This window comes from Brevundimonas sp. CEF1 (assembly GCF_051353055.1).
Classification (GTDB): Bacteria; Pseudomonadota; Alphaproteobacteria; order Caulobacterales; family Caulobacteraceae; genus Brevundimonas.
In genome coordinates, this window is record NZ_CP195593.1 from 1,661,500 (window position 1) to 1,681,118 (window position 19,619).

20 protein-coding genes and 1 riboswitch are annotated in these 19,619 nt (G+C 68.4%); of the genes, 15 read left to right on the plus strand and 5 right to left on the minus strand.

The genetic code is table 11. The features are described 5' to 3' along the window. Positions 1-18 precede the first annotated feature (18 nt). Positions 19-227: riboswitch (cobalamin riboswitch) on the plus strand. A gap of 132 nt (positions 228-359) precedes the next feature. The 12 genes from ACR9FL_RS08685 to ACR9FL_RS08740 are packed head-to-tail and all read left to right on the plus strand — an operon-like array spanning position 360 to position 11,638. After that, positions 360-2,318 (plus strand): TonB-dependent receptor plug domain-containing protein, encoded by a 1,959-nt coding sequence (locus ACR9FL_RS08685; RefSeq protein ID WP_436358003.1) that lies wholly within the window; start codon positions 360-362, stop codon positions 2,316-2,318. A 4-nt stretch (positions 2,319-2,322) separates the two neighbouring features. Continuing rightward, on the plus strand, positions 2,323-3,333 hold the full coding sequence (cobD, locus tag ACR9FL_RS08690; protein ID WP_436358004.1) for a threonine-phosphate decarboxylase CobD: 1,011 nt from the start codon (positions 2,323-2,325) through the stop codon (positions 3,331-3,333). After that, complete coding sequence (locus ACR9FL_RS08695; protein ID WP_436358005.1) at positions 3,330-4,178, plus strand: ABC transporter substrate-binding protein; 849 nt, start codon at positions 3,330-3,332, stop codon at positions 4,176-4,178. The genes cobD and ACR9FL_RS08695 overlap by 4 nt, the downstream gene beginning before the upstream one ends. Next, positions 4,175-5,158 (plus strand): FecCD family ABC transporter permease, encoded by a 984-nt coding sequence (locus ACR9FL_RS08700; RefSeq protein WP_436358006.1) that lies wholly within the window; start codon positions 4,175-4,177, stop codon positions 5,156-5,158. The genes ACR9FL_RS08695 and ACR9FL_RS08700 overlap by 4 nt, the downstream gene beginning before the upstream one ends. After that, the gene (locus ACR9FL_RS08705; RefSeq protein WP_436358007.1) at positions 5,155-5,931 is read left to right on the plus strand and encodes an ABC transporter ATP-binding protein; all 777 of its coding nucleotides are present in this window, start codon (positions 5,155-5,157) and stop codon (positions 5,929-5,931) included. The genes ACR9FL_RS08700 and ACR9FL_RS08705 overlap by 4 nt, the downstream gene beginning before the upstream one ends. Then, complete coding sequence (gene cbiB, locus ACR9FL_RS08710) at positions 5,921-6,865, plus strand: adenosylcobinamide-phosphate synthase CbiB (RefSeq protein ID WP_436358008.1); 945 nt, start codon at positions 5,921-5,923, stop codon at positions 6,863-6,865. The genes ACR9FL_RS08705 and cbiB overlap by 11 nt, the downstream gene beginning before the upstream one ends. Then, positions 6,853-8,328, plus strand: coding sequence for a cobyric acid synthase (locus tag ACR9FL_RS08715; RefSeq protein ID WP_296173774.1), 1,476 nt, complete (start codon positions 6,853-6,855; stop codon positions 8,326-8,328). Before cbiB ends, ACR9FL_RS08715 begins: the two co-directional genes overlap by 13 nt. Further along, the gene (cobT, locus tag ACR9FL_RS08720) at positions 8,325-9,368 is read left to right on the plus strand and encodes a nicotinate-nucleotide--dimethylbenzimidazole phosphoribosyltransferase (protein WP_436358009.1); all 1,044 of its coding nucleotides are present in this window, start codon (positions 8,325-8,327) and stop codon (positions 9,366-9,368) included. The genes ACR9FL_RS08715 and cobT overlap by 4 nt, the downstream gene beginning before the upstream one ends. Continuing rightward, positions 9,365-10,132 (plus strand): adenosylcobinamide-GDP ribazoletransferase, encoded by a 768-nt coding sequence (locus ACR9FL_RS08725; RefSeq protein ID WP_436358010.1) that lies wholly within the window; start codon positions 9,365-9,367, stop codon positions 10,130-10,132. The genes cobT and ACR9FL_RS08725 overlap by 4 nt, the downstream gene beginning before the upstream one ends. Then, positions 10,129-10,656: a tyrosine phosphatase family protein gene (locus ACR9FL_RS08730; protein WP_436358011.1), complete on the plus strand. Its 528-nt coding sequence runs from the start codon at positions 10,129-10,131 to the stop codon at positions 10,654-10,656. Before ACR9FL_RS08725 ends, ACR9FL_RS08730 begins: the two co-directional genes overlap by 4 nt. Continuing rightward, entirely contained in the window at positions 10,653-11,261 is a 609-nt protein-coding gene (cobO, locus tag ACR9FL_RS08735) for a cob(I)yrinic acid a,c-diamide adenosyltransferase (protein ID WP_436358012.1), read from the plus strand. The genes ACR9FL_RS08730 and cobO overlap by 4 nt, the downstream gene beginning before the upstream one ends. Continuing rightward, a complete protein-coding gene (locus ACR9FL_RS08740; RefSeq protein WP_436358013.1) occupies positions 11,261-11,638 on the plus strand; it encodes a DUF1636 family protein in 378 nt (125 codons plus the stop codon). Before cobO ends, ACR9FL_RS08740 begins: the two co-directional genes overlap by 1 nt. Here the strand turns inward: ACR9FL_RS08740 and mazG are convergent. Both mazG and ACR9FL_RS08750 read right to left on the minus strand, forming a co-directional pair. Next, on the minus strand, positions 11,635-12,423 hold the full coding sequence (mazG, locus tag ACR9FL_RS08745) for a nucleoside triphosphate pyrophosphohydrolase (protein WP_436358014.1): 789 nt from the start codon (positions 12,421-12,423) through the stop codon (positions 11,635-11,637). The genes ACR9FL_RS08740 and mazG overlap by 4 nt on opposite strands. After that, positions 12,424-13,788 carry an MFS transporter gene (locus tag ACR9FL_RS08750; RefSeq protein WP_296173782.1) on the minus strand — a complete coding sequence of 455 codons (1,365 nt, stop codon included), beginning with the start codon at positions 13,786-13,788 and terminating at the stop codon, positions 12,424-12,426. A 113-nt stretch (positions 13,789-13,901) separates the two neighbouring features. On the opposite strand from ACR9FL_RS08750, the gene ACR9FL_RS08755 reads away from it, so the two are divergent. Beyond that, on the plus strand, positions 13,902-14,789 hold the full coding sequence (locus ACR9FL_RS08755) for a D-alanyl-D-alanine carboxypeptidase family protein (protein WP_296173783.1): 888 nt from the start codon (positions 13,902-13,904) through the stop codon (positions 14,787-14,789). Beyond that, positions 14,764-15,228: a hypothetical protein gene (locus ACR9FL_RS08760; RefSeq protein WP_436358015.1), complete on the plus strand. Its 465-nt coding sequence runs from the start codon at positions 14,764-14,766 to the stop codon at positions 15,226-15,228. The genes ACR9FL_RS08755 and ACR9FL_RS08760 overlap by 26 nt, the downstream gene beginning before the upstream one ends. Positions 15,229-15,274: 46 nt before the next feature. Here the strand turns inward: ACR9FL_RS08760 and hmpA are convergent, their stop codons facing one another. Beyond that, positions 15,275-16,480: an NO-inducible flavohemoprotein gene (hmpA, locus tag ACR9FL_RS08765; protein ID WP_436358016.1), complete on the minus strand. Its 1,206-nt coding sequence runs from the start codon at positions 16,478-16,480 to the stop codon at positions 15,275-15,277. Positions 16,481-16,713: 233 nt separating this feature from the next. Here hmpA and ACR9FL_RS08770 point away from each other — a divergent pair, with 233 nt between their 5' ends. Next, positions 16,714-17,172, plus strand: a complete 459-nt coding sequence (locus tag ACR9FL_RS08770) for an RrF2 family transcriptional regulator (protein WP_296173791.1) — start codon at positions 16,714-16,716, stop codon at positions 17,170-17,172. Between the two features lie 6 nt (positions 17,173-17,178). On the opposite strand, the gene ACR9FL_RS08775 is transcribed toward ACR9FL_RS08770, so the two are convergent. Both ACR9FL_RS08775 and ACR9FL_RS08780 read right to left on the minus strand, forming a co-directional pair. Next, on the minus strand, positions 17,179-18,594 hold the full coding sequence (locus tag ACR9FL_RS08775) for an FAD/NAD(P)-binding protein (protein WP_436358017.1): 1,416 nt from the start codon (positions 18,592-18,594) through the stop codon (positions 17,179-17,181). Continuing rightward, on the minus strand, positions 18,591-19,619 hold the full coding sequence (locus ACR9FL_RS08780; RefSeq protein ID WP_436358018.1) for a sulfate/molybdate ABC transporter ATP-binding protein: 1,029 nt from the start codon (positions 19,617-19,619) through the stop codon (positions 18,591-18,593). Before ACR9FL_RS08780 ends, ACR9FL_RS08775 begins: the two co-directional genes overlap by 4 nt.

Consider the following 19,619-nt stretch of genomic DNA (forward strand, 5'->3'; position numbering starts at 1 on the left):
TGTGGGGCGCGCGGTCCTACTGCCACGGTCGCGTCAGGTTCCCCGAAAGGGGATCAAAAGGGAACGGAGTGTGAAACTCCGGCTGTTCCCGCAACTGTAAGCGGCTAGCCCGCGCGTCATACGCCACTGGCGGTTCGGAAGGCCACGGCCTGAACGACTTCTGGGAAGGCGACGCGCACCGGCCTTGATCCGCGAGCCAGGAGACCTGCCTGTCGCCGTCGTTCTCCGCGCGGTCGGGATGTGCCGAGCGGTCGAGGCAACTCGTGTGACGACAGTCGTAAACCAGCCGCGTCAGCGGCCGCTTTCGCTCATCCGGGCGTTGGTCGGTCCGGCGCGGCGTCGTCATATGGAGAACCGGAATGAACCGGACCGCATTCGCTACCCTGGCCGCCGCCAGCCTTCTGGCCGCCGCGCCTGCTTTCGCTGCCGAAGTCACCGACCAGCAGGCCGCCGCGCCTGACGTGGCCGGTCGCGCCGGCGCCACCGCCGTGGCCGACGTCATCGTCACCGCCAACCGTTCGGCCCAGCCGATCGAGCGCGTCGGCGCTTCCGTCACCGTCCTGACCCAGACCGCCATCGAGGCGCGCCAGACCCCCGCCGTGGCCGAACTTCTGGCCCAGACGCCGGGCGTCAGCTTCACCCGAAACGGCGGCGTCGGCACGTCCACGGGCGTCAATATTCGCGGCGCCGAGAGCCAGCACACCGTCGTCCTGATCGACGGGGTCAAGCTGAACGACCCGTCCTCGACCCAGGGCGGCTTCAACTTCGGCAACCTGCTGGTCGGTGATACGGCCCGCATCGAGGTGCTGCGCGGCGCCCAGTCGACCCTGTGGGGCAGCCAGGCCATCGGCGGCGTGATCAATATCGTCACGGCCGAACCGACCGAGGCTCTGCAAGGCTCGCTCGACGCCGAGGCCGGCGCGCGCGGCACCACCTATTTCCGCGGCGGCATCGGCGGCGCCAACGACCGCCTGAGCTGGCGTCTGGCCGCCAGCCGCTATGACACTGACGGCTTCTCGGCCTTCGCCAAAGGGACAGAGGATGATGGCTATACCAACACCGGGCTGTCGGGCCGTCTGAACCTCAAGATCACGGACGCGGTGTCGCTGGATCTGCGCTCGGTCTGGTCGAGCGGTCAGAACGACTTCGACGCCTTCAACGGCGACAGCCGCGAATACGGCAAGACCCAGGAGCTGGTCGCTTACGCAGGCCTGAACTTCGACCTGCTGGACGGCCGGTTTCGCAACCGCATCGGCTACGCCCACACCGACACGGATCGCCGCAACTTCAACCCGGACAACAAGGTCCAGACCCTGACCTTCGACGCCGAGGGCCAGAACCGCCGCTGGGAATACCAGGGCGCCTTCGCCTTCACCGAGGCCCTGAACGCGACCTTCGGCCTGGAGCACGAGAAGTCGGAGATGAAGACCCGCTCGCCCGGCGACTGGAACCCGAACCCGGCCTTCGGTCGCGGCGAGGCCGAGTTGAACAGCGCCTATGGCCAGGTGCAGTGGACGGTGCTGGACGGTCTGACCCTGACCGGCGGCCTGCGCTACGACGACCATGCACAATACGGCGACAACCTGCTGGGTCAGGTCGCGGCGGCCTGGGCCCTGAACGACGGCGAAACCGTCGTGCGCGCCAGCTGGGGCCAGGGCTTCCGGGCGCCGGGCCTCTATGAGCTCTACAGCGAGTACGGCAATTTGACGCTGCAGCCGGAAGAGTTCGACAGCTGGGAAGTCGGCGTCGAGCAGCGCCTGTTCGACCGCGCCGTCGTCTCGGCGACCTATTTCAACCGTCAGGCCGACAACGAGATCCGCTACAACGGCTGCTCGACGCCCTCGACGGACCCGCTGTGCACCGTCAACGGCGCGGGCCGCTGGGGCTATTACCGCAACGTCCAGAAGACCGAGGCCCAGGGGGTCGAGCTGATCGGCCGCGTGGATGTGACGGAGCGCCTGAACCTCAGCGCCAACTACACCTGGACCGACGCCAAGAGCGCATCGGGCGCCACGGACGGCAAGCGTCTGACACGCCGCCCTGAACACATGGCCAACGTCGCAGCCGACTACGCCTTCGCCTTTGGCCTGAAGACGGGCGTGGCTGTGCGCTATGTCGGCGAGACGTTCAACAACGACGCCAACACCGTCGTCGTGGGCGAATACACCCTGGTCGACCTCCGGGCCTCCTATCCGATCAACGACAACCTCGAAGTCTATGGTCGGGTCGAGAACGCCTTTGACGAAGACTATCAGACGGTCCTGAACTACGGCACGGCTGGTCGTGGCGTGTTCGGCGGCGTTCGCGTCCGGTTCTGATCCGATGCAGGACGCCGCGTTTCTGACGACGGCGACCCGACACGGCGGCGGTCTGCTGAAGGCCGCCGCCGCCTGTCCCGACGCGCCGCGACCCTGGCTGGACCTGTCCACCGGCATCAATCCCGAGCCGTGGCGTGGGCCGCGTGCGGCGGAGGCGGAACTGAACCGTCTGCCCGATCCCGGCGCCCTGGTCGCGTTGGAAGCGGTCGCGGCGTCCGCGTTCGGCTGTGCGCCGGATCGGATGGCGGCGACTGCCGGGGCCGAAGCGGCGATCCGTCTGCTGCCCCTGTTGCTGGGCGTGCGCTCGGTCGAGATCGTCGGTCCAACCTATGGCGCCCATGCCGAGTCCTGGCGGGCGGCGGGCGTGGCGACGCGTCTGATCGCAGCGGATCAGGCGGCGGCGTCGCAGGCGGGCGTGCTGGTCATCGTCAACCCGAACAATCCCGACGGTCGCTTGACCCGGCGCGCCGACCTGATCGCCATGGCTCGTGCGCGCTCGGCGGTGGGGCGTTGGCTGGTGGTGGACGAGTCCTTCATCGAATGCGCGCCAGACGACAGCGTGTCGGACGTGGTCGAGCCGGGCCTGATCGTCCTACGCTCGTTCGGCAAGTTCTATGGACTGGCGGGGGTCAGGCTGGGCTTCATGCTGGCGGCGCCGGATCTGGTGCAGCACTTGCGCGCCCTTCTAGGGGATTGGCCCGTTGGCGCCGACGCCCTGACCATGGGGCGGGGCGCCTATGCCGATCTGGATTGGCGCGCGCGGACCGAAAGGGCTCTGGCCGAGCGCACGGACCGGCTCGACGATCTGCTGGCGGAGGCGGGGTTTCAGATCGTCGGCGGGACAAGCTTGTTCCGCATGACGCGCACGCCGCACGCCGCGCGCTGGTTCCAGCATCTGTGCGAGGCCGGTATTCTGACGCGACCCTTCGCTCATACGCCCGATGGTTTGCGTTTCGGCGTGCCGACCGAGCGCGACTTCCCGCGTCTGCAACGCGCGCTGGAGGCCTTCGCATGAGCGCGACACGGCGAGGAGCCTTGATAGGCGCGGGGGCCGCGCTCATCGTCGCGCCGGCCGTGGCGAAAGCCGCGCCGCGCCGCGTGGTGTCGCTGAACGCCTGCCTCGACGCCATCCTGGTCCACGTCGCCGACCGAGGGCAGATCGCCGCCCTCAGTCACTATGCGCGCGAGCCGGTCGGTTCGACCATTTCCGAGGTGGCCAAGACCCTGCCCTATACATGGGAGACGGCGGAGGAGGTCATCGCCCTGCGGCCTGATCTGGTGTTGACCAGTCGCCACAGCGCCCTGGCCACCCGCAACGCCCTCGGCCGGATGAATATCCCGACCGAGCTGTTCGCCGTGCCCGACAGCGTGGCGGCCAGTCTGGGCCAGGTGCGCGAGGTGGCGCGTCTGGTCGGTCGCCCGGCGCGCGGCGAGGCCCTGATCGCTCGCATCGAGGCCGCCATCGCCGCCGCCGCGCCGCCGCCTGGATCGCAACCGCTGAAGGCCCTGATCTATCAGCCCAACGGCTTCGCCGCCGGGCGCGGCACCCTGATGGACGAGATGATGACCCGCGCGGGGTTCGACAACGTCGCCGGGCGCTATGGCCTGGGCAAATGGGGCAATGTCCCGGTCGAGCGACTGCTGGCCGATCCGCCGCAGGTCCTGCTCAGCGGCACGCCCGCCTTGGGCTCGCGCACCTGGGCCGATCGGGTGATGCGTCACCCGGCGCTGGCCTCGCTGTCTAGGCGGATGGTGCAGGCGCAACTGGACGAGAAGCTGCTCTATTGCGGCGGCCCGGTGCTGATCCAGACCGCCGCCGCCCTGGCTCAGGCGCGCCGGACGGCGCTGGAGGCCCTATGACCTTGCCGAGATCCTTGACCCTGATCGGACTGTTGGTCCTGATCGTCGTCCTGTCCATCGCCAGCATGAGCGCCGGGCGCGTCTGGATACCCTGGAGCGACTGGGCCGCCCAGCGCGGTGATCCGGCCTGGGCTATCCTGTTTGAACTGCGCCTGCCGCGCACCATCCTGGCCCTGATGGTCGGTGCGGTGCTGGGCCTGACCGGGGCGGCGCTGCAGGGCTATACGCGCAATCCGCTGGCCGATCCGGGGATGCTCGGCGTCTCGACCATGGCGGCGCTGGGGGCGGTGCTGACCTTCTATCTGGGGGCGGCGGCCAGCGCGCCGTGGGTGCTGCCGGTGGCGGCCATGGTGGGAGCGGGCGCGGGCGTCCTGTTGCTGCTGGCTCTGGCGGGGGCGACCAGCAGCGTCGTCACCTTCATTCTGGCGGGCGTGGTGATCCAGACCATGGCCGGCGCCGGGGTGGCGCTGGCGTTGAACCTGGCGCCCAACCCCTGGGCTGTGAACGAGATCGTCAACTGGCTGATGGGCTCGCTGGCCGACCGCAGCATGGTCGAGCTGAAGCTGGCGGCGCCCGGCATGATCCTGGGCTGTCTGCTGCTGATGACCCAGGGGCGGACGCTGGACGCCCTGACGCTGGGCGAGGACGGTGCGCGGTCGCTGGGCGTAAGGCTGGACATCGGTCGCCTGATGCTGGCGCTCGGCGCGGCTCTGGCGGTCGGGTCGGCGGTGGCGGTGACGGGGTCGATCGGCTTCGTCGGCCTGATCGTGCCGCATCTGCTGCGGCCCCTGATCGGCGCCCGGCCCAGCGGCCTGCTGCTGCCCTCGGCTTTGGGCGGGGCGGCGCTTGTGCTGGCGGCGGACATACTGGTGCGGCTGACGCCGTCGGCGGCCGAGATCAAGCTGGGCGTGGCCATGGCGGCTCTGGGCGGACCCTTCTTCCTCGCCCTGTTGATCGGCATGCGGAGGAAGCTGGCATGAACCTTCTGAGCGCGGAGAACCTGTCCGTCCGTCTGGGCGAGAAGACGGTCCTGAACGGCGTCAGCGCCGCCTTCGCGCCGGGGCTGGTGACGGCGGTGGTAGGGCCGAACGGGGCGGGCAAGTCGACCCTGCTGGATTGTCTGGCGGCCCTGAGAAAGCCCGACGCCGGGCGGGTGACGCTAGGTGAACGCCCTTTGCGTGATCTGCCGCCACGTGAGCGGGCGCGCCGCATCGCCTACCTGCCCCAGAATGCCGAGATCGCCTGGGCGGTGGACGGTCGCACCTTCATCGGTCTGGGCCGGACCCCCTATGTCGGGGCCTGGGGGTTGAGGGCGGACGATCATGCAGCCGTGGATCGCGCCATGGCCGTGACCGGTGTGGGGGGCTTCGCCGACCGCGTGGTCTCGACCCTGTCGGGCGGCGAGCGGGCGCGGGTCCTGATCGCGCGGGCGCTGGCGGGCGATCCGCAATGGCTGTTGGCCGACGAGCCGCTGGCCGGGCTCGATCCCGGCCATGTGCTGGACGCCTGCGACCTGTTTCGGCGGCTGGCGGACGAGGAGGGGCGGGGCGTAGTCCTGACCTTGCACGATCTCGACGCGGCGTTGCGCGTGGCCGATCGGGTCATCGTCTTGGCCGAGGGGCGGGTGCTGGCTGACGCGGTCCCGGCCGAGGCCTTGTCGCCCGCCGTGCTGAAGGCGGCCTATGGCGTTGAAGCGCGCACGCTGGAGGGGGCGCGCGGCCCGGTGCTGGAGATGGTCGGTCGTGCCCGCTAGCGTCGCGACGCCCTGGATCGTCGCCGGCGCCCTGCTGGTCGAGGGCGCGGTCGGCTGGCCGCGTCGCCTGAGCCATCCGGTCGTATGGATCGGCGGCTTGATCGCGACGCTGGAGCGGCGCTGGAACCGCCCAGAATGGTCGGCAAGGACGCGAAGGGTTCTGGGCGTCCTGACCGTCATGATCCTGGTGGTCGTGGCGGGCGGAGCGGGCTGGGGCGTCGAGCGCTTGGCCGCCACGGCGTCCTTCTGGCCGGGCCTGGCGATACTTGTGATCTGGGGGGCGACGGGGATGGCGGCGCGCAGCTTGTTCGAGCATGTTCGCGCGGTTTCCCGTCCACTAAGCGTAGGCGACCTGCCCGCCGCGCGGCTGGCGGTCGGCATGATCGTCGGCCGCGACGTCGAGGCGATGGACGAGGGCGAGGTCGCCACCGCCGCGCTGGAAAGCCTGGCCGAGAGTTTCTGCGACGGGGTGGTGGCGCCCGTCTTCTGGTTTGTCATCGGCGGCCTGCCGGGGCTGTTCGCTTACAAGGCGATCAACACTGCTGACAGCATGATCGGCCACATGGAGCCGCGGTGGCGGGCTTTCGGCTGGGCGGCGGCGCGGACCGACGACGTGATGAACTGGGTTCCCGCGCGGATTGCGGGGGCGCTGATCGCGCTCGGCGGCTGGCAGGGTTGGCGCATCATGTGGCGCGATGCAGGCAAGCACGCTTCGCCCAACGCCGGCTGGCCAGAAGCCGCCATGGCCGGAGCGCTTCGCGTTCGATTGGGCGGTCCGGTTCGCTATGAGGGCGTCATGACCTACCGACCTGATTTCGGAGACTGGGCGCACCCGCGCGCCCATGATCTTCATCGCGGCCTTCGTGTCTATGGCGTCGCCTGTGTCGTTCTGATGCTGATTCTGATCGCCGGAGGCTTCGCATGGCCGCGTTGATGATCCAGGGCTGCGGTTCGGACGTGGGGAAGTCGGTGCTGGTCGCGGGCCTGTGCCGTCTGTTCGCCAATCGCGGCCTCACGGTACGGCCGTTCAAGCCGCAGAACATGTCCAACAACGCCGCCGTCACCGTGCCCGACGCCGAGGGGCGCGTGGGCGAAATCGGGCGCGCCCAGGCGCTGCAGGCCCTGGCCTGCCGCACGCCGCCAAGCGTGGACATGAACCCGGTGCTGCTGAAGCCGCAGAGCGATACGGGTGCGCAACTGGTCGTTCGCGGTCGGGTCGAGGGCGTCTGGCAGGCGGCAGGCTATCAGGACCGCAAGGCTGCGCTGCTGGACGTGGTGCTGGACAGCTTTCGTCGTCTGGAGGCCGAAGCCGATCTGGTGATCGTCGAGGGGGCGGGCAGTCCGGCCGAGACCAATCTGCGCGCCGGGGACATCGCCAACATGGGCTTCGCGCGGGCCGCTGGCGTGCCGGTCGTCCTGGTCGGCGACATTGACCGGGGCCATGTGATCGCCGCCCTGGTCGGCGCTCGCGCCGTGCTGGACGAGGCGGATGGTGAAATGATCAAAGGTTTTTTGATCAACAAGTTCCGGGGTGATCCTGCGCTGTTTGATCAAGGTCGCGCCGAGATAGAGCAGCGCACCGGGTGGGCCGATCTGGGCATGGCGCCCTGGCTGGCCGATGCCCGGTCCTTGCCGGCTGAGGACGCGGTGGTTCTGGATCGCACGGCAGGGCCGGGGGCGGAGCGCCGCGTCCGCATCGTCGTGCCCATGCTGTCGCGCATCGCCAACTTTGACGATTTTGATCCATTGAGACACGAACCGGGCGTGGACTTCGGCTTCGTTCCGCCGGGACAGGCTCTGCCGGGCGACGCCGATCTTGTCATCCTGCCAGGAACCAAGGCCACGTTGGCCGATCTGGCCTTCTTGCGGGCGCAGGGCTGGGACGTGGACATCGCGGCCCACGTTCGGCGGGGTGGACGCGTTCTGGGCGTCTGCGGCGGCTATCAGATGCTGGGCCGGACGATCAGCGACCCCGACGGGATCGAAGGCGTCGCCGGGGCGGCGCCGGGGCTCGGGTTGCTGGACGTTGAAACGGTTCTGGCCGGGGACAAGACCTTGCGACGCGTCGAAGGGCAGATGGCGGCCTCGGGCGGCGCCTTCGAGGGCTATGAAATCCATATCGGCCGCACAGACGGCCCTGACGCTGCACGTCCGGCAGCCTGCATCGGCGATCAACCGCACGGCGCGACCTCGGCGGACGGCAAGATCACGGGCCTCTATGTCCACGGACTGTTCGACCGGCCCGAGGCGCGGGCGGCCCTGTTGGCCGAACTGGGAACGGAGTCGAGCGGCGTCGATCAGACCGTTCGCGTCGATCAGGCCCTGGACCGTATCGCCGCCGTTCTGGAAACGCATTTCGACATTGCGGCGCTGAGCCGGATCGCAGGCCTGACATGAGTGACTTGACCGACCTTCTGACCGTGCCTGTTCTGGATCGGTCATTGCAGGGCGCGCTGAAAGCCGCGCTGAACGGCAAGGCCAAGCCGCCAGGCGCGCTCGGCCGGGTCGAGGAACTGGCGCTGAGGTTGGGCCTGATCCAGGGACGGCTGATCCCCTCGGCAGCGCGACCTGTGCTACTGGTGTTCGCGGGGGATCATGGCCTGACGCGCTCGGGCGTGGCGGCTTTTCCCTCGGGCGTGACCGTGGCCATGGTGGATACGCTGCTGGCGGGCAGGGCCAGCGCCAACGCCTTCGCCCGCGTGGTCGGGGCCGAGGTCCGGGTGATCGACGCGGGGGTGGCGGCGGACTTGTCTGGGCGCACCGGTCTGGTTCAGGCCAAGGTCGCGCCTGGAACAGAGGACGCCTCGGTGGAGCCGGCGATGACCCTTGCTCAGGCCGAGATTGCCCTGCTGGCGGGAGCGCGGGTAGCCGACGAGGCCATCGCCGACGGCGCGAACCTGATCGCATTGGGCGAAATGGGCATAGGCAACAGCGCCTCGGCGGCCCTGTTGATGCACCGGCTGGCGCCCGCGCCGCTGGGCGACTGCGTGGGGGAGGGAGCAGGCCACTCGCCGGAGGGCATGGCGCGAAAGCGCGCCGTCCTGGCCCAGGCGGCGGCGCGGTCGGTCGCGACGGCGCCGCTCGAGGTTCTGACTCAGTTCGGCGGGTATGAGATCGCCATGATGGCCGGGGCGCTCCTGGCGGCGGCAAGGGCCGGGGTTCCGGTGCTGGTCGACGGTTTCATCGGAACGGCGGCGGCCCTGCTGGCGGTGCGCCTGGCGCCGAATGCACGCGACTATTGCCTGTTCGCCCACGCCTCGGCTGAGGCGGGGCATCGGTTGATGCTGGAGGTTCTGGAGGCCCGGCCTCTGCTGCAACTGGACATGCGGCTGGGCGAGGGGACTGGCGCGCTTCTGGCCGTGCCTCTGGTTCAGGTCGCCTGCGCCCTCTTGTCCGAGGTCGCCGAACTGGCCGACGTGCTGGAGGCGGCGGGTTGATCCGGCGCGAAGCGCGCCTGTTCGTCTGCGCAGTTCAGTTCCTGACCCGCGTTCCGACGCCGCAACTCGCCGGTTTTCAACCGGAATGGATACAGCAAAGCGCGCGCTATTATCCGCTGGTCGGTCAGTTGGTTGGCGGTGCAGCGGCGCTGGTCCTCTATGGCGCGGCCCAGGTCTGGAGCCCGTGGATCGCGGCGCTGCTGGCCGTGGCCGCGGGGGTCGTCTTGACCGGGGGCTTTCACGAGGACGGCCTGGCCGACACAGCGGACGGGTTGGGCGGGGGCCTGACGCGCGCGCGGCGCCTGGAGATCATGAAAGACAGTCGGCTGGGCTCCTATGGGGCGCTAGCGCTGGGGCTGACGCTGGCGCTGCGCGTGGCGGCCCTGGCCATGCTGGCGCAGTTTTCGCCCTTTTTTGCAGCCGCCGCCTTGTTGGCGGCGCATGGCCTGGGACGCGCGGCGGCGGTCGGAGCCATGACGGTCATGCCCTATGGCGGAGACCCCGGCATGGCCAAGGAAGGCAGGCCTGATAGCGCCTCGCTGCTGGGCCTGACCGTGGCCGTGCTGATCGCTTTGTGGCCCCTGGTCTTCTTTTCGCCGGCTACGGGGGCGAGCGGCTTGGCCCTGGGCCTAGTGTTTGGCGCGGTTCCGGCCTGGCTGGCATGGCGGCTGATCGGGGGGCGGACCGGGGACGTCCTGGGCGCGGTGGAACAGGCCTTCGAAGTCGGTTTCCTCTTGGCCGTCGCCGGGATGGCGGTCGGATGAAGCTGATCGTCGCGCCCCTGCATGAGGTCGCCGAGTTGGCGACCCGGTATCTGCCGTCGCATCTGATCAGCCTGGCCTCGCCGGGCCATATCGACGCGACGCTGAGAGACGCCCCGCGGCATCGCCTGGACCTCAGATTCAACGATATAGCCGAGCCTCGCGTGGGGCTGACGCCGCCGACTGAGGCGGATGTCGCTGCCCTGCTGGCCTTCGCCGCAAGCTGGGACGGGGCGCGGCCTCTGCTGATCCATTGTTGGGCGGGGGTCAGCCGATCGACAGCGGCGGCCTATGTCATCGCCTGCGCTCGCTCGGAACCGGGCCGAGAGACAGCGTGGGCCGGACGCCTGCGCGCCATCGCCCCGACCGCCACTCCGAACCCTCTGATCGTGAGCCTGGCCGACCGCCTATTGACGCGCGACGGGACCATGAGCCGCGCCATCGCCGCCATCGGGCGGGGTGCGGAGACCGCTTGGGGGGAAGCCTTCGAACTCGACCTGTCGTCCCAAGGAGCCGCATCCCTATGACCGAAGCCGATCTGAACGCCCGCCACGCCGAGAAGATGAAAAAGGTTCAGGCCGCCCGCGCCCGGATGATGGCGACCAAGACGGTCGAACGGGGCTTGATCATCGTCCATACTGGAACCGGCAAGGGCAAGTCGACGGCGGCCCTGGGCATGGTTTGCCGTATGATCGGCCATGGCATGAAGACGTCGATCATCCAGTTCATAAAGGGGGCGATGGAGACGGGCGAACAGAACCTGTTCGACGCCTTCCCCGATCTGGTCGAGATGCGCCCGATGGGCGAGGGCTTTACCTGGGACACCCAGGATCGCGCGGCCGACATCGCCAATGTCCGCAAGGCCTGGGAGGCGGCCAAGGCGCGGATCATGGATCCCGAGTGGAAGATGGTGGTCTGCGACGAGCTGAACATCGCCCTGCGCTACGATTATCTGCCGGTCGAAGAAGTGCTGCAGGTCCTGGCTGCGCGTCCGGCCGACACCCACGTCGTCATCACCGGCCGCAACGCCCCCGACGTCTTGATCGAGGCCGCGGATCTGGTCACCGACATGCAGATGGTGAAGCATCCCTTCCGTAGCGGGGTGAAGGCGCAGGCGGGGGTCGAGTTCTGATGACGGCGCGTCTGGTCGTCTGTACGACCTGTCGTTTCTCTGCCGATGAGCCGACCGACGCCGCCGGTCTATCTGGGGGACGCCGTTTTCTGGATGCTGTCTCAGCGGCGGTAAAGGGCGTCGATGATCTGCGTGTCGAGGAGCAGGCCTGTCTGTGGGCCTGTGTCAGCCATTGCGCCGTCTACCTGTCCGAGGCGGGCAAGCCGGCTTATCTGGCCGGGCGTTTCGCGCCGACGCAGGAAGCGGCCCAGGCTGTGACCGCCTTCGCTCGCCTCTACGCCGCCAGTCCGAACGGCGCGGTGGCCTATCGCGACTGGCCCGAGTGCATGAAGGGCCATTTCATCGCGCGCCTGCCGCCCGATCCGCTTGAAGCCTAGCCCCGTTCCGCGACTTTTGCGGCGTCCCACAGGGCGTCCATCTCGGCCAGGTCGGACTGTTCCGGCGTGCGGCCGTCCTTGGCCAGTTCGGCTTCGATGAAGCCGAAGCGACGGACGAACTTGGCGTTGGCGGCGCGCAGGGCGTCTTCGGGCTCGACCTCCAGCTTGCGGGCCAGGTTGGCGACGACGAACAACAGGTCGCCCAGTTCCTCGCGCGCCTTGTCCTTGTCGCCGGCGGCGATCTCGACGCGCAGTTCCTCGACCTCTTCGGCCAGCTTGTCGAAGACCTCGTCGGTCGAGGGCCAGTCGAAACCGACACGACCGGCCCGCTTGGTCAGCTTGGCCGCGCGGGTCAGGGCGGGCAGGCCGACGGGCACGTCGTCCAGCACGCCATGCTGTTCCTTGGCCTTGCGCTCGGCGGCCTTGATGTCCTCCCAGCGGGCCTTCTGGGCGGAGCCGCTGGGCTTGGCTGCTTCGTCGGCGAAGACGTGCGGGTGGCGGCGGATCAACTTGTCGGCCATGGCCTCGGCCACGTCGTCGAAGGCGAAATGCCCGGCTTCCTCGGCCATGCGGGCGTGAAAGACGACCTGGAACAGCAGGTCGCCCAGTTCGACCTTCAGCTCCTCCATGTCGGCGCGCTCGATGGCGTCGGCGACCTCGTAGGCTTCCTCGATTGTATAGGGGGCGATGGTCGCGAAGGTCTGTTCGACATCCCAGGGGCAACCGCCGTTCGGATCGCGCAGGCGAACCATGATCTCTTTCAGGCGGTCGACGGAGTGGGTCATTCAGGCGGTCCCGGCGTCGCGAAGGGCAAGCGCCTCGCGAATTTCATCATGCCGTTTGGGCGTCAGGGGATAGCCCCGCAGCACCCAGGCGGCGCCCGCCAGTAGCAGGCCCGGCACGGCGATGAACAGGATTTGCAGCATCAGCAACGAAAACTCGCTGTTGCCCTCCGGTCCCGGCAGGGCCTTGAACCCCACCCATTGCAGGATCAGGTAGGGGATCAGCGCCACGACGTGGCCGATCTTGGTAGTGGCCGACAGGATGGAGAACATCAGGCCGGTGCGGTCCACGCCGGTCTCCAGCCGCACCTCATCGCCCGCGTCGGCCATCATGGCCCGCAGCAGGAACAGTCCCGCCGCATAGGGCAGGCCGGCGATGAACATGACGGCGGCGGTCACGGCGAAGTTGCCGCCAGGGACCAGGGTCGCGGCGATATAGAGACCGGCGAAGATCAAGCTGGCGACGGCCAAAGCCCTGTCCTTGCCGATCTTGGTGGCCAGCCAGGCCCAGATCGGCGCCCCGACCAGACCCGCTACGAAATAGAACAGCATGAAGAGCGAGGCCTGGGTGTGGTCGTAGCCCTTGATCTGGCCGAAGAAGAAGAACAGCAGCGAGCCGGTGATGCCGGGCGCGACGCCCAACAGCAGGTCGGCGATCAGCAGCTTGCGCACTGTCTTCATGCCGAACAGCGCCAGATAGGCACCGGGTCCGCCGTGCGGTGGGGCGCCGACGTTGACCGGTTCCGGCACGGCGACCATGGCCAGACCGATGGTGACGGGCAGGGCGATCAGGATGGCCCAGCCCATGATGCGAACGCCGTCGGCGTAGTCGCCGATGCCGGACTTCACCACTACGGTCGGCAAGATCAGGATCAGGATGACGCCGATGATGTTGAACACCTGCCACCAGCCATAGACGCGGCTGCGCTGGTCGTACTGGGGCGCCAGAACCGCCGCCCAGCCGAGTTGGCCCAGGGTGCCGATCGAGAAGCCGAGGTAGAGGACCAGCAACCAGGCGAACAGATAGGCCGGCCCGGCGCCCGGTTGGACCAGGACGAACATCATCAGGGCCGACAGCATCAGGATCGGCGTCGACAGCGCCATCCATGGCCGGTAGCGGCCGAACTTCGTCTTGGTCTTGTCCATGCCCCAGCCGATGAAGGGGTCGAAGACGATGTCGATCAGCCGCACCGCCATGAAGACAGCGGCCACTACGCCCAGTTCAAGACCGACATGGGTAGCGTAGAACTCTGGCAGGGTGACGGGCAGGGCCACGCCAAAGGCCGCCAGGGGCAGGCAGGGCCCGGAAAAGGCGGCCAGAACGGCATTGGACCGGCGAGGGGCGTCAGCGGCGGCGGCAGATGACATGGGGCGTCCAGGCATGGTCGGCCCTGAGTCGGCCGCAGCTTCACCATGCCGGTTTTCGACGACGGCGCGAAGTCGGGCTTGCGGTCAGGGGAAAGCTGGGGCCTGCTGTCCTTATGTCAGTGCGATTTGCGATCCTTGCCGCCGCCTTCGTGGCGGTCATCGGCGGCGCCGGAGCGGCTCAGGCTCGAGACGCCGCCGCAGCCGACGGCGGCGCCCAGATTTGCGACCGGCCGACCAGCGCCTGGGACGGAGCGGCCCAGGCCAACGGCATTTCGCTCTACACTCTGGAATGGTCGCCGTTCGGGGCGCCGGAATGGGGCTGGGAGACCTATACCCCCTTGATCCAGCGCGAGATCGGCACGCCGTGCGACCCGGCCTCGCCTGCCTTCGCGGAGGCCCTGGCCGGGTTCCAGGCCCGGCGCGGGCTGACGGCGACGGGGCAGTTCGATCAGGCGACCTTTCAGGTGTTTCGCGGTCTGTGGCAGGAGCGCCGTCCCTTCGTCATGGCGCGGGTGAGGGGGGAATGCCCTGAACCGCCGCCGATCAACATGCTGGGCTACCTCGATCCAGCAGAAGAACATGCCCAGCGCATGACGCGGTTGCTGCGCCGCGACGTGCTGGAGGCCTATCGCCGCATGGCCGCCGCCGCCCGCGCCGAGGTTCCCGCCATCGCCGCCGACCCCGAACTGATGCAGATCTTCTCAGGCTTCCGCGATCCGGAGGCCGACGCCGCGAGATGCGCCGCGCAGGGCAATTGCGACGGAGTGCGTCGCGCCGTCTGTTCACCGCATAGAACCGGAACGGCCGTCGATATTCACGTCGGCCACGTCGCCGGCATGGGGGTGGATTCCACCGATCCGCTGAGCCGCCGCCACATGGCCCAGGGACCGGCCTATCGCTGGCTGGTGGCCAATGCTTCGCGTTTCGGCTTCACCCCCTATGTATTCGAGCCGTGGCATTGGGAATGGACCGGATATGATACGGCCGCTGGCGGACGGTGAGGCGGCGCTGGCGCGCGAGGTCTTCGGCGCGGCGCTGAGGCTGGACGACATCCGTTTCCTGGGCTCGCCCTGGCCGTTTGATCGGGCCTTCGTGCCTGGCGCCTGGTTCGGGCGCGACTGGATCGTCTGGCCCAAGAAGACGCTGGAACCGGACCTGTCGCGCGCGCCGCTACGGACCCAGGCCGTCTTCATTCATGAACTGGTCCATGTCTGGCAGGCGCAGAACGGGCTGAATCTGCTGTTGAACAAGCTGCGGGCGGGCGACGGTCCCGCCGCCTACGCCTATCCGCTGGACGACCTTTGCGACTGGACCGGGCTGAACATCGAGCAGCAGGCCATGGTGGTGGAGCACCGCTTCATCCTGTCGCGCGGCGGCCGGGCGCCGGCGACCCAGGCCTTCTATGACCGGGTCTGCCCGTTGGCGCGACAGACCCTGTAGAGCCACGCCTGACGGACGAAGCGTCAGACGCGGCTCCACCACAGCGTCAGGCGGCGAGGTTTTCGTCGGCGGGGCCGAAGAACTCGTAATGGATCCGATCCGTCGGCACGCCGGCGGCGGCAAGGTCCGACACCAGGGCGCGCAGGAAGGGGCGGGGTCCGCACAGATAGTAGTCCGCCTCATGGATCGGCGTCTGCTCGGCCAGCCAGGCGCCTGAGATCACGCTTTGTCGATCATGGCGCGCGGCGTCGTTCGCTGCGGCGGTTTCATAGAAGACCGTGCTGCGGGCCTTGGGGTGGGCGGCGGTCAGGGCGCGAACATGCTCGCCCATGGCGTGGGAGGCCGCGTCGCGCGCGCCGTGGACATAGTGGACCTCGGCATCCAAATTCTCGGCGACGATGGTCTCCAGCATGGAGACCATCGGGGTCAGGCCGACGCCGCCGGACAGCAGGACGACGGGCCGTTGCGGCGCTTCGGGCAGGAAGAAGTCGCCGGCCGGGGCGCCGACCTTCAACACCATGCCGACGCGGGCGTTGTCGTGCAGCCAGCCGGAGGCCAGTCCCTTGTCCTCGCGCTTCACCGAGATGCGATAGGTTTCGTCGTTCGGCGCGCTGGAAATGGAGTAGTTGCGCTTGACCGGGGCATGGCCGGGCACATCGAACCAGAAGGTCAGATACTGACCGGGGCGGTGACGCAGCACCGGGCCCCCGTCCTTGGGCTTCAGCACGAATGAGGTGATGACCGAGCTTTCGGGACGCACCTCGATCACTTCAAAGGCCCGCCAGCCGTTCCAGCCGCCTTCGGCCGCCGCCAGACTCTCATAGAGCGCCGCTTCGCGGGTGATCAGGATGTTGGCCAGGAACCAATAGGCCTCGCCCCAGGCGGTCATGATCTCGTCGGTCGCCGCATCCCCTAGGACGTGGGCGATGGCTCCCAGCAAGGCGTTTCCGACGTGCGGATAGTGTTCGGGCAGAATCTGGAGCCCTACGTGCTTCTGGGCGATGCGCTCGACCGCGGCGGCCAGGGCGCCGAGGTTATCGATGTTGCTGGCGTATGCCAGAATGGCGCCGGTCAGGGCGCGCGGTTGCGATCCTGTGTCGCCGTGGTGTGACTGGTTGAACAGGTCACGAATCTCGGGGTTCTGGAACATCCGCGAATACATTTCGCGGACGATGTCGAGGCCGTGAGCTTCGAGGGCGGGAACGGTGGCTTTGACAAGCGCGATCGTGCGCTCGCTGAGGGCTTCGGCCATCAGAGGTCTCCAGAGTAGGGGTGTGAGGGTAGGGGAAGCGGCTAGGCTTTGCTGTCGGGCGCTCTGCAGTCGGACGGACCGTCTGTCACACGGTTGTAGCTACGCCCTGGGTCGTTCATCGGCCTTGCCTAAAACATGCATCAACAATGCATCTATAGACCTGCGTTTGAAACAAGCAAACGAAATGCATATAAAATGCCGTGCGGCGAGGTGACGCGTGATCGGAGAGCCTGATGCGCCTGACGCGCTACACTGACTATGCGATGCGGGTGCTGCTCTATCTGGGGGCGCGGCCCGAGCGTCTGTGCTCGATCTCCGAAATCGCGGGAGCCTACGACATTTCCCAGAACCACCTGATGAAGGTGGTCAGCGACCTCGTGAACGCCGGCTATCTGGTCAGCGTGCGCGGGCGGTTCGGCGGGGTGCGATTGGCCAGGGCGCCCATCGAAATCAATATCGGCGCTGTGGTCCGGCACACGGAAGACGGCTTTGATCTGGTCGACTGCGGCAGTTGCATCATCGCGCCCGCCTGCGGCCTGACCGGTGCGCTGCATCAGGCCCTGGCTGCCTTCATGCAGGTGCTGGACGGTTATACGCTGGAGAGCCTCCTCAGCCGGCGCGCTGATCTGTCGGGTCTGTTCGATCAGGCGGGCAGTCGCGTCCCAGCGTTGGGCGACGTCGGCTCGAGCTGATCCTGTTCACGCGGTGAGGGCGTTGTCGTGGGCCGATCCGGCCAGATGCAGGGCCGTTCCTGAAAAATCGCCAAGCGACGCCGTGTCTTTCCGGATGGCGTTTACGACGTGGCAGGCCAGGCTCACGGCCTGTTCGCGTAGATCGGGAACGGCGGTGGACTCCCAGAACAGGCCGCGTGTCAGGGGGCCGATGGCGAAGAGGCGATCGTGGACCAGCATTCGGCCGTCGATCAGCCGCCCCTGCGGATCAACCGCGAGGCCTAGCCCGAGCGGCGCGGGAGCGGCCAGACCCTGCTTCAGCAGGTCGGTCAGAAGTGGTTCCTTGCTGTGCGCGACGTCGCCAGTAGGGCCGGAGCAGTTGATGACCGCGTCGAAACGGTAGGGGCGAGGCTGCGAGTCGCCCCGGTGCTTCAGCACGACCTCGACCTCGTCCTTGTCGCGCCTGAGCGCGGTGATGCGGGCGGCCGTGATCTCAAGCTCCTCTGACGCCAGCATGGCCGTGACCTCGCGGGCGACGCCAGGGGCCAGACGGTGGCGGTGATTGTCCCATAGCGCGCGCAGGTGGCGCAGGAAGCGGCTGCGTTGAGGCAGGGGCCAGGAAGACCATAGATCACGTGCGGAATGACGCACGTCATCGACGACTGTGCGCCAGTCGTCGACGCGGGCGGCAGCCCGAGCTTGTCTGAACACCTCGGCCGGACTGCCGACATAGGTGCGTCGGCGCGGCGGCATGGTCGTCGAACCGTGGCTGCGTGGCAGCAGGCCGTGGCGCGAGACTGCAGTGAAGCGCCGGCCGGGACGACGCAGGGCGATGGCGGCGTCCACCATGGTCAGGCCGGCCCCGACCAGCAGGATGTCGCTGGCGTCGTCGGGCAAGGCGTCCAACGCCCTCCACGGATCGCTCAGGTAACGGCCCGAGTCGACCAGATCTGGGTCGAGGCCGGACGGTGCGGCGGGGCTGAGATTGCCCTGAGCCAGGACCACGGCGTCGGCTGTCGTCGAACTGCGGCCATCCAGCATGATCTTCCAGCCGCCCTCATGGGGACGGATGGCGCTGACCTCGCTTCGGATCAGGGTCAGGCGCGCGCCGTCGCGGTCGGGACGCAAGGCCTGATCCAGCAGATGCGCCAGATAGCGGCCGTAGTCGCCGCGCGTGATGAAGTCGTCGCGGGCGAACCAGGCGGGCTGCTCGGCCATCCAGTCGGCCAGATGGCGCGGCTGGTCGGGAAAGGCGCTCATGTTCGATAGGCGGACGTTGAGCAGGTGCTTGGGGTTGCCGGTGGCATAGGCGGGGCCGAGGCCGAAGACGCCGCGTCGTTCGATCAACTGCACTGAGACGTCGGGCGACATGCGCAGGAGGTTGAGGGTGGTCAGCAGGCCGCTGAAGCCAGCGCCGATGACGGCGACCGTCGGCCCGCTCATGCGCTTTTCGCCAGGACATGGAAACGACGGGGATGCAGGCGGACCGACGCGCCGGGCGGCAGGGTCGTCAGAGGATCGCCGACGGGCCGTTCCAGTTCCAGGCGACGGCCATGCAGGGACACCGCCACGCGGGCGCGGTCGCCGCGCCTCAGGCTGGACAGGACCACGCCGACCAGACCGCTGTCGGCGGCCTCCAGATCTTCCGGACGGATGCAGAGGAAGGCGTCGCCGGCGGCGGCATGCGAGGGGGCGCGCCAGTCGCTCGACACGACCTCGCCGCGCGCCACGGTGGCATCAAGCTGCAAACCCTCGCCGAGGAAGTCATGGACGAAGGCCGAAGCAGGACGGTCGTAGAGGGATTGCGGCGTATCGACCTGTTCGATGCGGCCCTGGCGCAGGATGGCGACACGGTCGGCCAGTTCCAGAGCCTCCTCCTGATCGTGGGTGACCAGGACCGTCGTCACGCCCGTCTGTTCGTGGACCTGACGCAGCCAGCGACGCAGGTCGCGACGGACGCGTGCGTCCAGGGCGCCGAAGGGCTCGTCCAGCAGCAGCAGGCGCGGCTCGATGGCCAGGGCGCGGGCCAGGGCGACGCGCTGGCGCTGACCGCCGGACAGCTGGCTGGGATAGCGGCCGCCGAAGCCCTCAAGCTGGATCAGGCGCAAAAGGTCCTGAACCCGTTCGGTGATCTCGGCGCGGCCGGGGCGCGATCCGCGCGGGCGCACCTTCAGGCCAAAGGCGATGTTGTCAGCCACGGTCATGTGGCGGAACAGGGCGTAGCTCTGGAACACCATGCCGACGCGGCGCTCGCGCGGGCTGAGGGCCAGGAAGTCCTCGCCGTTGAACAGCACCTGTCCGGCGGAGGGGCGGTCCAGTCCGGCCATGATGCGCAGAAGCGTGGTCTTGCCAGAGCCGGACGGGCCGAGCAGGGCCAGGAACTCGCCGTCGCGGACCGTCAGGCTGACGTCGTCGAGGGCGGGCAGGCCGTCATAGGCGCGGGTGATGGATTGGATGTCGAGGGTCAT

Excerpts from the sequence above, each read along its gene's own strand:
- ACR9FL_RS08685 (WP_436358003.1), top strand. The coding sequence starts at position 360 with ATGAACCGGACCGCATTCGCTACCCTGGCCGCCGCCAGCCTTCTGGCC.
- cobD (WP_436358004.1), top strand. The coding sequence starts at position 2,323 with ATGCAGGACGCCGCGTTTCTGACGACGGCGACCCGACACGGCGGCGGT.
- ACR9FL_RS08695 (WP_436358005.1), top strand. The coding sequence starts at position 3,330 with ATGAGCGCGACACGGCGAGGAGCCTTGATAGGCGCGGGGGCCGCGCTC.
- ACR9FL_RS08700 (WP_436358006.1), top strand. The coding sequence starts at position 4,175 with ATGACCTTGCCGAGATCCTTGACCCTGATCGGACTGTTGGTCCTGATC.
- ACR9FL_RS08705 (WP_436358007.1), top strand. The coding sequence starts at position 5,155 with ATGAACCTTCTGAGCGCGGAGAACCTGTCCGTCCGTCTGGGCGAGAAG.
- ACR9FL_RS08715 (WP_296173774.1), top strand. The coding sequence starts at position 6,853 with ATGGCCGCGTTGATGATCCAGGGCTGCGGTTCGGACGTGGGGAAGTCG.
- cobT (WP_436358009.1), top strand. The coding sequence starts at position 8,325 with ATGAGTGACTTGACCGACCTTCTGACCGTGCCTGTTCTGGATCGGTCA.
- ACR9FL_RS08730 (WP_436358011.1), top strand. The coding sequence starts at position 10,129 with ATGAAGCTGATCGTCGCGCCCCTGCATGAGGTCGCCGAGTTGGCGACC.
- cobO (WP_436358012.1), top strand. The coding sequence starts at position 10,653 with ATGACCGAAGCCGATCTGAACGCCCGCCACGCCGAGAAGATGAAAAAG.
- ACR9FL_RS08740 (WP_436358013.1), top strand. The coding sequence starts at position 11,261 with ATGACGGCGCGTCTGGTCGTCTGTACGACCTGTCGTTTCTCTGCCGAT.
- mazG (WP_436358014.1), bottom strand. The coding sequence starts at position 12,423 with ATGACCCACTCCGTCGACCGCCTGAAAGAGATCATGGTTCGCCTGCGC.
- ACR9FL_RS08750 (WP_296173782.1), bottom strand. The coding sequence starts at position 13,788 with ATGTCATCTGCCGCCGCCGCTGACGCCCCTCGCCGGTCCAATGCCGTT.
- ACR9FL_RS08755 (WP_296173783.1), top strand. The coding sequence starts at position 13,902 with ATGTCAGTGCGATTTGCGATCCTTGCCGCCGCCTTCGTGGCGGTCATC.
- ACR9FL_RS08760 (WP_436358015.1), top strand. The coding sequence starts at position 14,764 with ATGATACGGCCGCTGGCGGACGGTGAGGCGGCGCTGGCGCGCGAGGTC.
- hmpA (WP_436358016.1), bottom strand. The coding sequence starts at position 16,480 with ATGGCCGAAGCCCTCAGCGAGCGCACGATCGCGCTTGTCAAAGCCACC.
- ACR9FL_RS08770 (WP_296173791.1), top strand. The coding sequence starts at position 16,714 with ATGCGCCTGACGCGCTACACTGACTATGCGATGCGGGTGCTGCTCTAT.
- ACR9FL_RS08775 (WP_436358017.1), bottom strand. The coding sequence starts at position 18,594 with ATGAGCGGGCCGACGGTCGCCGTCATCGGCGCTGGCTTCAGCGGCCTG.
- ACR9FL_RS08780 (WP_436358018.1), bottom strand. The coding sequence starts at position 19,619 with ATGACCCTCGACATCCAATCCATCACCCGCGCCTATGACGGCCTGCCC.